The following is a 13,585-nucleotide window of genomic DNA, read 5'->3' as shown; positions in this document are numbered from 1 at the left end:
AGGCAGTAGGCAGTAGGCAGTAGGCAGTAGGCAGTAGGCAGTAGGCAACGATGACCGGCAAGATAGATTGGTACAAGGATCTTATTGTATGGCAGCAGGCGATGGATCTGGCTGTCGCCACCTATTCGTTGACCAAGGCGTGGCCAAAGGAAGAATTGTATGGGTTGACCAGCCAAATCCGCCGTTCAGCGACTTCTATCCCTGCAAACATCGCCGAAGGTTATGGCCGAGACAACAGAGGCTCATATCAGCAATTTCTCCGGATCGCCCAAGGCTCACTGAAGGAGTTGGAGACACACCTTCAGATCGCCGAACGCATTGGCCTTGCCACGCATGATCAAGCTGATCACTTGCTGACATCGACCGAGGGCATCGGCAAAATGCTTCGCCAACTCATTCTCAGACTTACGCCAGAATAGACAGCCCTACTGCCTACTGCCTACTGCCTACTGCCTACTGCCAATCCCGGAGCACCACTATGACCACCATCGCCTTCATCGGCCTCGGCAACATGGGCAATCCAATGGCCGCCAACCTGGTCAAGGCCGGGCATGCCGTGCATGGCTTCGACCTGATGCCGGAGAATCTGACGGTCGCGCGCGAGCATGGCATCGTCATCATGGCCAACGCGCCGGCCGCGGTGAAGGATGCCGATGTGGTGATCACCATGCTGCCGGCCGGCAAGCATGTGTTGTCGGTCTATGAGGACATTGCCCCCAGGGCGAAAAAGGCCGCGTTGTTCATCGATTCCTCGACCATCGACGTCGAATCGGCGCGCAAGGCGCATGCCATCGCCGCCAATCACGGCCTGCTGTCCATCGATGCGCCCGTCTCGGGCGGAACCGGCGGCGCGGCGGCCGGCACGCTGACCTTCATGGCCGGTGGCACCGTCGATGCCTTCGCCGCCGCCGAGCCGATCCTGAAGCCGATGGCTGGGCGCATCGTCCATTGCGGCGGCGACGGCGCCGGACAGGCAGCCAAGATCTGCAACAACATGATCCTCGGTATTTCCATGATCGGCGTCGCCGAAGCCTTCGTGCTGGCGGAAAAGCTCGGCCTGTCGCATCAGGCGCTGTTCGATGTCGCCTCGACGTCGTCCGGCCAGTGCTGGTCGTTGACCACCTATTGCCCCGTGCCCGGCCCTGTGCCGACCTCGCCCGCCAATCGCGACTACAAGCCCGGCTTTGCCGCCGCACTGATGCTGAAGGACCTGAAGCTGGCGCAGGAAGCAGCACAAGGTTCCGGCGCGGTGACCCCGCTTGGTGCTGAGGCCGCCCAGCTCTATGCGCTGTTCAACGCCCAGGGGCATGCCGGCGCCGATTTTTCCGGCATCATTAATTTTCTGCGTGGCGCCAATCCATAAGCTACTAAAATGACTGGGTTTTTTCGCACATCTTGAGAGAAACCCCGTGAAATTTAGGTTTGCTTAAGGTCTCGCTAACCCCCCGGTAACGATGTCCCTATAAAACGGAATGCGAGGCGGACATATCGCGTCCGCCCGGCGCTCCGGATCAGGTCTCGCGTACCGGAGCCCGTAAGTTTCGCCAAGTGTTTGAGTAGCGAAGTGCCTGCGTATCTGGCAAAGCCGCGTTCCCGATGGAGCGCGGTTTTTGCGTTTCTGCGGGTTTATCCGTGCAGCCTGGTTTTATATTCCGATTGCCGCGTTCGGGATCGAGACATGATCTTCATTGATCAGCACGATCGGTGCATCGGCTCCCTCGACCCTGACAACCAGCAGGCGCAGGCTCCACGTGCCGGCTGTCCGGACAGCGGTTGAGTACGCGGTGCCCTTGCCCTTGGCGCCATGGACCGGAATGCTGAACTGGGCGTCGCCCGCCCCATTCGCATTGACATTGAAATGGCCACCGACCCAGAAACTGTCGGCCACGCCATCACCGAGAGCGGCCTTGACGCGATCGTCGGCGCGAAGCTTGTCCATCGTCATGTGATAGGCATCGCTGCCTTTCAGGACGTAGGGAATGCCGCCGACGATCGCCGCACAGCCGCCGATGCTGACCAGCCAGACGGCAAGGCCGGCGATTGCCCAGTTGCGTTGCGTCTTGCGGAACTGTTCCGCATCGCGCCAGGTGCGGTTCTGCCAGGCCCAGCGGCTGCCGCGCGCACCCAGCACGATGATCATGACGATGTTGACGACAGGGATCAGCGCCAGCAGGGCGATGAAGGTGCTGTTGCCGATACCCCAGATCCAGTTGAGGAAGAAGGCACCCCAGTTCCAGCGGTCGAGTTCAGCCGGAATTTCGGCGGGCTGGTTGAGCGGTTGTCCGGCCATGACGTTCCCCATCGGCAGATGTGCCTGAAAGGGTTCTAACGTATGACCTCGAAAAACGGGAATCGGTTTTCTGGATCGGCCTTTCGTTGTCAGCCCTTGTTGGACAGCCGGCGAAAGTTCGCTTTCACGGCACGGCTGGCCGGCTTCAGCGCGGCGCTGATCGACTGTTCGGCCGCGACGCCGTTGAGCAGCGACGGTGTGCGACCGGAAAAGATTTCCGGCCAGAACCGAGACGCCGACTGCAGGAAAGACATTTGCGCCGCAAGCGCGCCTTCGGTCATTGCCACGGTCTTCTCGCTTACCGCACGCGCCGTCTCGGTGCCCCATGGCTGGCTGCTCCCGGCATCCATGGCCATCAACGGCAGCCGCATCATCGCCACCAGCGGCGCCAGCATCAGGTCACCGCCGATGCTGGCCGCTTCTTGCGTCCGTCGGCTCTTGCCGGTCTTTCTCATGAAAACAAACCCCTTTTCGCGGCCGAATCAGTCGCTGCCCCACACACTACGCGCTGGCGATGGTATTCGTTCCCAATGTTTCTCGAGGCCGGGTTTCTCGAGGCCGGGCGTTCTTGTCGAAAGAACGCCCGGTCGAGGGTCGGGCTCTACCGCTTGCGCAGATCCGCCTGCGCCAGGTCCAGCGCCATGGCGATACGATCACAGGCCATGTCGATCGTGTCGCGGGTCCAGATCAGTGGCGGCGACAGGATCATCGTGTCGCCGGTGGCGCGAAGCATCATGCCTTGCGCGATCGCGTGGTCGCGCACTGTCACCGCCGCACTTCCCGACGGCAGGAACCGCTCCTTGGTCGCCTTGTCCTTGACGATCTCGATCGCGCCCATCAGCCCGATCGAGCGCACCTCGCCGACCAGATCATGCCCGGCAATGCGCTCCTGCAAGGCCTTGGCGAAATAAGGACCGGTATCGTTCCTGACACGGTCGACCAGCCCTTCCCGTTCGATGATCTCGAGGTTCTTCAGCGCCACGGCACAGGCCACCGGGTGACCGGAATAGGTGTAGCCGTGATTGAACTCGCCGCCTTTCTCGACCAGCGTCGCGGCGATGCGGTCGCCGACCAGCAATGCCGACAGCGGCTGATAGCCCGAGGTCAGCGCCTTGGCCGTGGTGATGGTGTCGGGCTCGATGCCGAGCGTTTGTGCTGCAAACCACTCTCCGGTGCGGCCGTAACCGGTGATGACCTCGTCCAGCATCAGCAGGACATCATATTTGCGGCAGATGCGCTGCACTTCCGGCCAGTAGCTGACCGGCGGTATCTTCACGCCGCCCGCTCCCATCACCGGCTCGCCGATGAAGGCTGCAACCTTGTCGGCACCGGCTTCGAGGATCGCATCCTCGACGGCCTTGGCCGCCCGCAGGCCGAAATCATGATCGCTCTCGCCAGGCAGCGCCAGCTCATAGGCATAAGGCATCATCACATGGACGATGTTGGGCACCGCACCGCCGAGCTGCTTGTGCATGCCATCCATGCCGCCGAGCGAGGTGCCGGCAACGGTCGAGCCGTGATAGGCCATCTTGCGGGAGATGATGCGGTTCTTCTCCGGCTTGCCTTCCAGCACCCAGTAATGGCGCACGAGACGCAGCGCCGTGTCGTTGGCTTCCGAACCGGACGAGCCGTAGAATACCTGGTTGACGTGTTTCGGCGCGATCTCAGCCAATTTCTTGGACAACAGCACCGGCGTCGGCGTCGAGCATTTGAAGAAGGAGTTGTAGTAGGGCAATTCCTTCATCTGCTCGTAGGCGGCATCGGCCAGTTCGTCGCGGCCATAGCCGATGTTGACGCACCACAGCCCGGCCATGCCGTCGAGGATCTCAGCCCCTTCGGAATCGTAGATGAACGGGCCGTTGGCACGGGTGATGATGCGCGAGCCGGCTTCGCGCAGTTCCTTGTGGTCGGTGAACGGGTGGAGATGATGCGCGGCGTCGATCTGCTGAAGCTGCTTCAGCGAATAATTCTGATAGGTCATGAATCTGATCTTTCCTCTGGATTCTATCCGGCTGGGCCGGGGTGAATGCGTCAGAGGAAAGCAGGTGGCGAATAACCGATGCGGGCGCACAGCCGCAAAAGCTCGGCGCGCAGCGTGCGCGGTGACGGTGTCACCGCGACCCGGAATGCGCGAGCCGATATCCTGACGAAAGCCATGGACGGCACCTTAGAGCAATTCCAGCGAAAGTGTGAAACGGTTTTCCCGGGAAAAGCGCGTAGCGCTTTCCCTCAGGGAATTGCGTCAAAACAAAAGAGCGAGCAAAGGGCGGTCGAGGTGAACCACCCTTTGCGTCCGCGGCGCCCAGGCCTCATCTCAAGCCTTGCCGCTTAGCGCCCTTTGCAGGAAGACATATTTCATCGCCGTCTGCGCCGCCTGCGGCCGGCGGTCGCCGCGTCCACCGTGTCCACCTTCGGTCTCTTCGAAGAACAGCGTCCGCGCATGGCCGGCCTCGTGCAGGCGGGCGGCCATCTTGCGCGCATGGCCGGGATGGACGCGGTCGTCCGCCGTCGAGGTGGTCAGCAGCACCGGTGGATAGGCGGCACCGGCATCGACATGCTGGTAGGGCGAGTAGGCCGAAAGCCACTTCGCATCTTCCGGTTTCGACGGATCGCCATACTCAGCCGCCCATGAGGCGCCGGGCGGCAATTCGGTGTAGCGCAGCATGTCGAGCAGCGGAACCTCGATGATGACGGCGCCGAAAAGCTCGGGATGCTGCGTCAAGGAAACACCGGTCAGCAAGCCGCCATTCGAGCCACCCTGGATGCCGAGCGAAGCGGCTGTGGCAATGCCGCGCCTGACGACATCCTGCGCAACAGCGGCGAAATCGTCGAACCCGTTCTGGCGATTGCCCTTGAGCGCGGCCTGATGCCAGGCCGGACCGAATTCGCCGCCGCCGCGGATGCAGGCCTGCACATAGGCATTGCCCTTCTCCAGCCACAGCCTGCCGCGCACGCCGGCATAGCCGGGCAGCAGCGGCACTTCGAAGCCGCCATAGCCATAGAGCAGCGTCGGCACCGGACCCTTCTGGTCGCGTTGCCGGACGACGAAATAAGGGATCATCGTGCCGTCCTTCGAGCGTGCCTCGAACTGTTCCGAAATCAGCGGCGAGGCATCGAAACGCGCCGGCTGCGATTTCACGGTGGCCAGCGTCTCGCCATTGTCATCCGACCAGATGATCGAGCTCGGCGTCAGGAAATCGGTGAAGGAGAAGGAAACGCTGGAGCCGAAATGTTCGGCGTGGCTGAGGCCGACATTGCCGTTTTCGGGCAGCGCCACAGGCTTCAGCGCCCAGCTTCCATCGTTGCGTTCGCAGACGACGACCTTGCCGCGCACATTGTCCATCAAATTGATGAACAGACGGTCCTGCGTGCGGGCAATGCCGGCAATCGACACGCGATACGCGGGCTCCAGCAAGGTCTCCACCGGGCCGAGCGTCCCGGTATCGACCCAATGCGCCAGATCCAGCGAATAGAGGCCGTCAGGCTTGCACGATGTGCCATCGGGCGCCGTCCACGGGCTGCGCACGCCGAAGACGAGCTGATCCCGAAAGATCGCGGTGTCGGTCATGTCATCCGGCAGCGGCAAACGCTTGTTCTGACCCGAAGGCAGCCGCAGGAAGATATGCGAGGCGAAGAAATCGAGCGTCCGGGCCAGGATCAGATAACGTCGGTCGCCATCGAACTCGACGGCGGCACCGACAGCGAGATCCTCCTTCTGCGCCTCGAAGATCGGTGTCGCGTCTTCCAGCTTGGTGCCGCGCTTCCACAGCTTGATCACGCGCGGATAGCCGGACTGCGTCTTGTCGGCCTCTTCGAAGGCCGCCGAGACGATGACGGTGTCCTTGTCCAGCCAGCCGAAGCCCGACTTCGAGGCCGGCGCGCGAAACCCGTCCTCGACAAAGGATTTGCTCTCGATATCGAATTCACGCATCTCGCTGGCGTCACCGCCATCCGGCGACATCGAGACAAGACAGAGGTTGAAGTCCGGATAGAGCCGGCTGGCGCGGCTGAACACCCACTTGATCCCATCCTTCGCCGCAAGCTGGTCGAAGTCGACGATCGTTTCCCAATCCGGCTTCTCGGTCTTGTAGGAAGCGACAGTCGTGCGGCGCCACAGGCCGAGCACATTGGTCTTGTCCTGCCAGAAATTGTAGACATGGCCGGCTATGGCGGCGCCGACCGCGATGTTGTCCTCGGCCGTCATCAGGTCGAGCGCGGTCTGGAACGCCGCCTGATAGGACGGATCGCCCTGCAATTCGCCAACCGTGACCTCGTTCTGACCATGCACCCAGTCGAGCGACTCTTTGCTGGTCCTGTCCTCCAGCCAGAGGAACGGATCGTCGGTCGAAGGGGTGGAATTGGACGTCTTGGTAATGGGCTTGGTCATGAGATCTCCGATAAACGCGTCGCTTTTGGCACTGCCAACATCGATATGCTTTGTCCGATATTCAATATGTTCAGCCGACGATTGAGGCTTTCCGTCGGCCAGCAAGGCTCGCAATCGCCAGTGCCAGACATAGCAGGCCGAGTGTGATCGGCAGGCCCCTTGCCCCCACAATGTCCATCGCAGTGCCCGCCATTGGCGGCACGGCGATGCCGCCAACGCCCCACATCAAAGAAAATGCCGCGTTGCCGGCAACCAGTGCCGAACCGGTGAAGCGTTCGCGGAGCTCGATGATCGACATCGTGTAGATGCCGTAGGAGACAGCGCCCCAGACAAAGATCATCGGCCAGATCAGTGGCGTCTCGATGAGGATCGGCAGGAGCAGGCAGCCGAGCACCGTGATCGCGACACAGGCGAGCCGCACAAGGCGCGACGAGAGCCTTTCCGCCAGCAGGCCGAGCGGCACCTGCATGGCGATGTTGCCGGCGATCATCACCGACAGCAGCGCCGACATGCGGGTCTCGGGGATGCCGTGATGGGTGCCGTAGACCGGTAGCAAGGCCAGCGCGCCCTGCTCGAAGCCCGCGGCCACGATCACGGCAAACAAAAGCAGCCACGCCAGCGGCACGAAGCCAAGGACGGAAACCTGATGCCCGGCCTCGTCGACCTTGGGCAAGCGCGGCAGCACCGAGGCCAGACAGATGCCGCACAACACAAAGGCGAAAATGCCGACGAGGAATGGCGGCCAGCCTTCCGTGCCGACAGCAAGCAGGCACAGCGGCCCGGCCGCAAAGCCGGCCGAGATGATCGTCGAATAAACGCCCATGACGCGGCCGCGCCGCGCCGGCGGCGCCAGCGCGATCACCCAGATCTCGCTCAGCACGTAGAGCGGGTTGGTCACCACGCCGATCAGGAAGCGCAGTGGAAACCACAGATAGACATTCTGCGTCCAGCTGATCAGCGCCAGAACGATTGCCGAAAGCGCCGCACAGGTGAGCGCCGTGCGCCCTGCCCCGAACCGGCGCGCCAGCGCCGGGATCAGCGGCGACGAGACGATGAAGCCGACCGGTGTCATTGCCGCCGACAGGCCGATCATCGCTGGTGAGACGCCCTGGCGCTGCAGGATGAAGCTCAGCAGCGGATAGGACAGCCCCTGCGCGATGGCGAACACCGAGACGGTGGCGATCACGCCGGTGATCGCAGCCCATTGCATTCCCATCTCACTGTTGCCCGAACCGCTCGCGATCATGCTTTGCCGCTCCGCCGCACGGACGAGCGATACAGCGCGAACATCACCAGCAACGCGTCGAGGCCGGCGATCACGACCGGCAGGCCAAGCGGGCCGATGCCTTGCATGAGCAGGCCGGCGCCGGGCGGGCCGACGATGCCGCCGGCGCCCCACATCAGCGCAAAGGCGGCGTTGCCAGCGACCAGCACCGAGCCTTTGAACCGGCTGCCCAGTTCGACCAGCGCCATCGTGTAGACGCCGTAGCCGACCGCGCCCATCACCAGCAGCACGACCCAGATCAGCGGCGTCATGATCAGCAACGGCAGCAAGAGTGCGCAGGTGGCGGTCGCCAGCGCACAGACGATGATCATGGCGCGGCCGCCAAAACGCTCCGCCAGCAGGCCGAGTGGAATCTGCAGAAGGATGTTGCCCAGCGAAAGCGCCATCACCAGCGAGGCAAGCACGGCTTCCGCCAAGCCGTAGCTGGCGCCGAAGACCGGGACCAGCGCATAGGTGCTCTGCTGGACCGCGGCCGAAACCAGAACGGCAAGCAGCAGCGCCGGCGCCACCCTGGCAAAGCCGACAAGGCCGCTGGCGGGCTGGCCGTCCTCCTCGAAACCGGTGAGCTTTGACGAGACGGCGCGCAGGATCACCGCGCACAGCGTGAAGCCGGCGACACCGACCAGGAAGGGAGCCCAGCCCGACGTGCCCAACAGGGTCAGTGCGAATGGCCCGGCCGCATAACCGGCCCCCATCAGCGTGTTGAACACGCCCATGACCCGGCCCCGCCGCGATGGCGGCGCCAGCGACAGCGCCCAGACCTCGCCGAGGATGTAGAGCGGGTTGATGACCACGCCGATGATGAAACGGATGACGAACCAGGCCACCCAGTCCTGCAGATAACCGATGGCCAGGAAGCAGAGCGCGCCGATCAGCGAGCAGCCGACCGCCAGCGTGCGTGCGCCGACCAGCCGCACCGCAGCCGGCACGAAGGAAGCCGACAGGATCAGCCCGAGCGGCATCATCGCCGCCGACAGGCCGATCAGCGCCGGCGACATGCCCTGTTTCTGCATCAGCAGCGTGAACAGCGGCGAGCTCAGCCCTTGCGCCGCGCCGAACATGGCAAGTGCCGCGGTGACGCCGGCAAGCGCTGCCCACTGCGTTCCCGCTTCGCCTTCGCTCGAGCTGGTCGCGACCATGCTGCAATCCACGTGAAGTGCTGGCCAACCGGCCGGCAAGCCCGACTAGCTACTGGTTCGATCCGGGGAAAGGAAGGGCCGGTGGGCGAAATCCGCTTGCGCCAATGGGCCGGTGCGACCAAGCCGATCTCCTGGCCGCGCAACTGCCGTTCCGGCATGTCGCTTCCCTCGCCCTAGTGGTCGCCGCCTCCGCAATGGCCGGCGGGTCGCCGGTCCATTATGCCGCCCGCTATTGCATCGTACGAGGACCATCATGACCGCCGCCCTACAACCTGCAGAACCGGCATTGGCCACCGACCGCGCCCGTCGCGGCGGCCGCGCCGGAAAGCGCGCCGGCGGCTCGACCGCGTTCGAGCAGCCGGCTTTCCGCCAGCTGAAAAACCCGCTGACGCCAACAAAGCTGGTTTCGGACGACGAGCTGGAATCGATCCATCTCGCCTCCTTGCGCGTGCTGCGGGAAATCGGCGTCGATGTTCTGCATGACGAGGCCCGGCGCATCATGAAGGCGCACGGCGCCGACGTGCGCGACGGCTCCGAGCGGGTGCGCTTCGACAGCGACATGATCCTCGAGCTGGTGTCGCACTGCCCGTCGGAATTCACCATCCATGCCCGCAATCCCGCGCACAATGTGCGCTTCGGCGGCAACAATGTGATCATCTCGATGATGGCGTCGGCGCCCAATTGCTCCGACATCGATCGCGGCCGCCGGCCAGGCAACCAGCAGGACTACCGCAACTTCCTCAAGCTTGCGCAGATGCACAACATCCTGAACTGCACGGGCGGCTATCCTGTCGAGCCGACCGACATCCATCCGTCGGTCCGCCACCTCGAATGCATTCGCGATCTCAGCGTGCTCACCGACAAGGTGTTCCACATCTATTCGCTCGGCAAGGAGCGCAATGTCGACGGCATCGAGATCGCCAGGATCGCGCGCGGCATCAGCCACGAGCAGCTGCTGGAGGAGCCGTCGGTCTTCACCATCATCAACACCAATTCGCCGCTCAAGCTCGATGTGCCGATGATGGAAGGCATCATCCAGATGTCGAGCAAGGGCCAAGTCGTCGTCGTTACGCCATTCACGCTGTCGGGCGCCATGGCGCCGGTGACCATCGCCGGCGCGCTGGTGCAGCAGAATGCCGAGGCGCTGTCCGGTATGGCTTTCGCGCAAATGGTGCGCAAGGGTGCGCCGGTCGGCTATGGCGGCTTCACCTCCAATGTCGACATGAAGTCCGGTTCACCGGCCTTCGGCACGCCGGAATACATGAAGGCGCAGCTGGTCGGTGGCCAGCTTGCCCGCCGCTACAACATCCCCTACCGCACCTCCAACACCTGCGCCGCCAACACGGTCGACGCGCAGGCGGCTTATGAAAGCGTGTTCTCGCTGTGGGGCGCCATCCAGGGCGGCGGCAATCTGATGATGCATGCGGCCGGCTGGCTCGAGGGCGGCCTGCGCTGCTCCTACGAAAAAACCATTCTGGACATCGACCTGTTGCAGATGGTGGCGGAGTTCCTGACCCCGCTCGACCTTTCCGAAGAAGCGCTCGGCTTCGACGCCATCCAGTCGGTCGGCCCCGGCGGCCATTTCTTCGGAACCCAGCACACGCAGGACCGCTACAAGACCGCCTTCTACTCGCCGATCCTGTCCGACTGGCGCAATTTCGAGACCTGGGCGGAAGCTGGATCGCCGACAGCACTCGAAAAGGCCAACAAGGTGTGGAAGGAGCGGCTGGCATCCTACGAAGAACCCTATATGGACCCGGCCATCCGCGAGGAACTCAACGACTTCGTCGACAAGCGCCGCTCCGAGGGCGGCGCGCCGACCGATTTTTGATCGCCCGGCATCCAACTTTGGCATCGCGGCGCACCGCACACCAAACAACTGATTCAGTTTACGCAAAAACGGACCTATCTTGATGAAATCTCACGTAAAAGCGGTTGTCATCGGCGGCGGCGTCGTCGGCTGCTCGGTTCTCTACCATCTCGCCAAGGCCGGCTGGACCGACATCATGCTGATCGAGCGCTCGGAACTCACCTCCGGCTCGTCCTGGCACGCAGCCGGCGGCTTCCATACGCTGAACGGTGATCCCAACGTCGCCAAGCTGCAGGCCTATACGGTGCAGCTCTACAAGGAGATCGAGGAACTCTCCGGCCAGTCCTGTTCGCTGCACCTGACCGGCGGCGTGATGATGGCTGACACACCCGAGCGCATGGACTTCCTGCGTCTTGCCCACGCCAAGGGCCGCTATCTCGGCATGGACACCGAGCTGATTACGCCGTCCGAAGCCAAGGCAATGTTCCCGCTGATGGACGAAACCAACTTCGTCGGCGCCATGTGGGATCCGGTCGAAGGCCATCTCGATCCGTCCGGCACGACGATCGCTTACTCCAAGGCGGCCAAGAAGCTGGGCGCCGAGATCGTGCTGCGCAACCGCGTCGTCGAGCTGACGCAGGAGGTCGACGGCACCTGGAACGTCGTCACCGAACAGGGCACGGTGAAGGCAGAGCATGTCGTCAACTGCGGCGGCCTGTGGGCGCGCGAGATCGGCCGCATGGTCGGCGTCGAACTGCCGGTACTGGCGATGGAGCATATGTACCTGCTCACCGAGCCGATGCCGGAGGTCGAGGAATTCAACAAATCGACCGGCCGCGAAATGATCGGCGTGCTCGATTTTAAGGGCGAGATCTACACCCGCCAGGAGCGCAACGGCATCCTGCTCGGCACCTATGAGAAGGCCTGCAAGCCGTGGTCACCGGTCAACACACCGTGGGATTTCGGCCATGAATTGCTCCCCCCCGATCTCGACCGCATCGCGCCGTCGCTGGAAATCGGCTTCAAGCATTTCCCCGGCATCGAGAAGGCCGGCATCAAGCAGATCATCAACGGCCCCTTCACCTTCGCGCTCGACGGCAACCCGCTGGTCGGCCCGGTGCAGGGCTTGACCAATTTCTGGTGTGCCTGCGCCGTCATGGCCGGCTTCAGCCAGGGTGGCGGTGTTGGCCTGGCGCTGTCGAACTGGATGGTCCATGGTGATCCCGGCTTCGACGTCTGGGGCATGGATGTCACCCGCTTCGGCGAATGGGCCGGCTTGCGCTACACCAACGCCAAGGTGCGCGAAAACTATTCGCGCCGCTTCTCCATCCGCTTCCCCAATGAGGAACTGCCGGCGGCGCGTCCGGCGCAGACGACGCCGCTTTACGACACGATGTTGACCAACAACGCCGTCATGGGCGACAGCTGGGGTCTCGAGACCCCACTGTGGTTCGCGCCAAAGGGCAAGGAGCCGAAGGACGTCGTCTCCTTCCACCGCTCCAACGATTTTGGGCCGATCGGCGAGGAAGTGCGCGCCACGCGCGAGCGGGTCGGCGTCACCGAGATCGCCAACTTCGCCAAATACGAAGTGTCGGGACCGGGGGCGGAAGAATTCCTCAACCGGCTGATGACCAACCGCATGCCGAAGACCGGCCGCATCGTGCTGACGCCGATGATCAACGAATTCGGCAAGCTGATCGGCGACTTCACCATCGCCAAGGCCAGCGAAGACCGCTTCATGATCTGGGGCTCGTCCGCCGCGCAGAAATACCACATGCGCTGGTTCGAGAAGCATTTGCCCAAGGATGGATCGGTGCGGATCCACCGTTTCGACCAGACACTGGTCGGCCTGTCGATCGCCGGACCAAAATCGCGCGACCTCTTGCAGAAGCTGGTCGACGTCGACATCTCGACAAAATCCTTCCGCTTCATGGATTTCCGCGAGATGGCGGTCGGCGGTGCGCCCTGCCTGGTCAACCGCATCACCTACACCGGCGATCTCGGCTACGAGATCTGGATGGCGCCGGCCTACCAGCGCCTCGTCTACAAGGCGATCAAGGACGCTGGCGAGGAATTCGGCCTCGTCGATTTCGGCATGCGCGCCTTGCTCTCCATGCGCCTCGAAAAGAACTTCCCGACCTGGTTTCGCGAATTGCGGCCGATCTACGGGCCGTTCGAAGGGGCGATGGACCGCTTCATCAAGCTCGAGAAGAACGACTTCATCGGCCGCGAGGCCGCCGCCAAGGAACAGGCGGAGGGACCAAAACTGCGCCGTGTCTCCTTCATCGTTGACGCCGCCGACGCTGACGTCATGGGCGACGAGCCGATCTGGGCCAGGGTCAGCAAGGACTACGGCACGGTGGAAAAACCGCATGGCTATGGCGCGCCGCGCTTCGACACGGCCGGCAAGGATATTCGCGGCTCCAAGGCTGCGGAAGGCGCCTCCGCCGTACGCGGCATCGTCGATGGTGACTGGCGTGTTGTAGGCTGGGTGACGTCAGGCGGCTATGCCCACTATGTGCAGAAGTCGATGGCCCAGGGCTACGTCCCGGCAGCGCTCGCCGACGATGAGAGTGCAGGACTGTTCGAGATCGAGATCCTCGGACACCGGCGCCCGGCCCGCATCAATGTCGAGGCGCCTTTCGACCCGAGTGGCGAGAAGATGCGGACCTGA

General features: G+C 63.2%; 11 protein-coding genes. 4 read left to right on the top strand and 7 right to left on the bottom strand.

Features of this window, described 5'->3' with window-relative positions; translation table 11 throughout:
* Positions 1-50: 50 nt before the first annotated feature.
* Both ACFSOZ_RS09795 and mmsB read left to right on the top strand, forming a co-directional pair.
* Positions 51-419 carry a four helix bundle protein gene (locus ACFSOZ_RS09795; protein WP_379096612.1) on the top strand — a complete coding sequence of 123 codons (369 nt, stop codon included), beginning with the start codon at positions 51-53 and terminating at the stop codon, positions 417-419.
* 59 nt (positions 420-478) lie between these two features.
* Positions 479-1,363 (top strand): 3-hydroxyisobutyrate dehydrogenase, encoded by an 885-nt coding sequence (mmsB, locus tag ACFSOZ_RS09790; protein ID WP_379096610.1) that lies wholly within the window; start codon positions 479-481, stop codon positions 1,361-1,363.
* A 282-nt stretch (positions 1,364-1,645) separates the two neighbouring features.
* On the opposite strand, the gene ACFSOZ_RS09785 is transcribed toward mmsB, so the two are convergent.
* The 7 genes from ACFSOZ_RS09785 to ACFSOZ_RS09755 form a co-directional block, all read right to left on the bottom strand.
* The gene (locus ACFSOZ_RS09785; protein ID WP_379096607.1) at positions 1,646-2,290 is read right to left on the bottom strand and encodes a cytochrome c oxidase assembly factor Coa1 family protein; all 645 of its coding nucleotides are present in this window, start codon (positions 2,288-2,290) and stop codon (positions 1,646-1,648) included.
* An 89-nt stretch (positions 2,291-2,379) separates the two neighbouring features.
* A complete protein-coding gene (locus ACFSOZ_RS09780; protein ID WP_379096604.1) occupies positions 2,380-2,745 on the bottom strand; it encodes a hypothetical protein in 366 nt (121 codons plus the stop codon).
* 146 nt (positions 2,746-2,891) lie between these two features.
* A complete protein-coding gene (locus tag ACFSOZ_RS09775; protein ID WP_379096601.1) occupies positions 2,892-4,271 on the bottom strand; it encodes an aspartate aminotransferase family protein in 1,380 nt (459 codons plus the stop codon).
* 50 nt (positions 4,272-4,321) lie between these two features.
* The gene (locus ACFSOZ_RS09770) at positions 4,322-4,447 is read right to left on the bottom strand and encodes a capsid protein (protein WP_379096598.1); all 126 of its coding nucleotides are present in this window, start codon (positions 4,445-4,447) and stop codon (positions 4,322-4,324) included.
* 157 nt (positions 4,448-4,604) lie between these two features.
* Entirely contained in the window at positions 4,605-6,677 is a 2,073-nt protein-coding gene (locus ACFSOZ_RS09765) for a prolyl oligopeptidase family serine peptidase (RefSeq protein ID WP_379096595.1), read from the bottom strand.
* A gap of 70 nt (positions 6,678-6,747) precedes the next feature.
* On the bottom strand, positions 6,748-7,923 hold the full coding sequence (locus tag ACFSOZ_RS09760) for an MFS transporter (protein ID WP_379096592.1): 1,176 nt from the start codon (positions 7,921-7,923) through the stop codon (positions 6,748-6,750).
* Positions 7,920-9,101, bottom strand: a complete 1,182-nt coding sequence (locus ACFSOZ_RS09755; RefSeq protein ID WP_379096589.1) for an MFS transporter — start codon at positions 9,099-9,101, stop codon at positions 7,920-7,922. The genes ACFSOZ_RS09760 and ACFSOZ_RS09755 overlap by 4 nt, the downstream gene beginning before the upstream one ends.
* Positions 9,102-9,354: 253 nt before the next feature.
* Here ACFSOZ_RS09755 and ACFSOZ_RS09750 point away from each other — a divergent pair, with 253 nt between their 5' ends.
* Together ACFSOZ_RS09750 and ACFSOZ_RS09745 are read left to right on the top strand one after the other, a co-directional pair.
* Complete coding sequence (locus ACFSOZ_RS09750) at positions 9,355-10,932, top strand: trimethylamine methyltransferase family protein (protein ID WP_379096587.1); 1,578 nt, start codon at positions 9,355-9,357, stop codon at positions 10,930-10,932.
* Between the two features lie 82 nt (positions 10,933-11,014).
* On the top strand, positions 11,015-13,585 hold the full coding sequence (locus tag ACFSOZ_RS09745) for a GcvT family protein (RefSeq protein ID WP_379096584.1): 2,571 nt from the start codon (positions 11,015-11,017) through the stop codon (positions 13,583-13,585).

Source organism: Mesorhizobium newzealandense, from assembly GCF_042682145.1.
Taxonomy (GTDB): domain Bacteria; phylum Pseudomonadota; class Alphaproteobacteria; order Rhizobiales; family Rhizobiaceae; genus Mesorhizobium; species Mesorhizobium newzealandense.
Note: the sequence above shows the minus strand (reverse complement) of the source record. Positions and strands in the feature narration are given on the sequence as shown.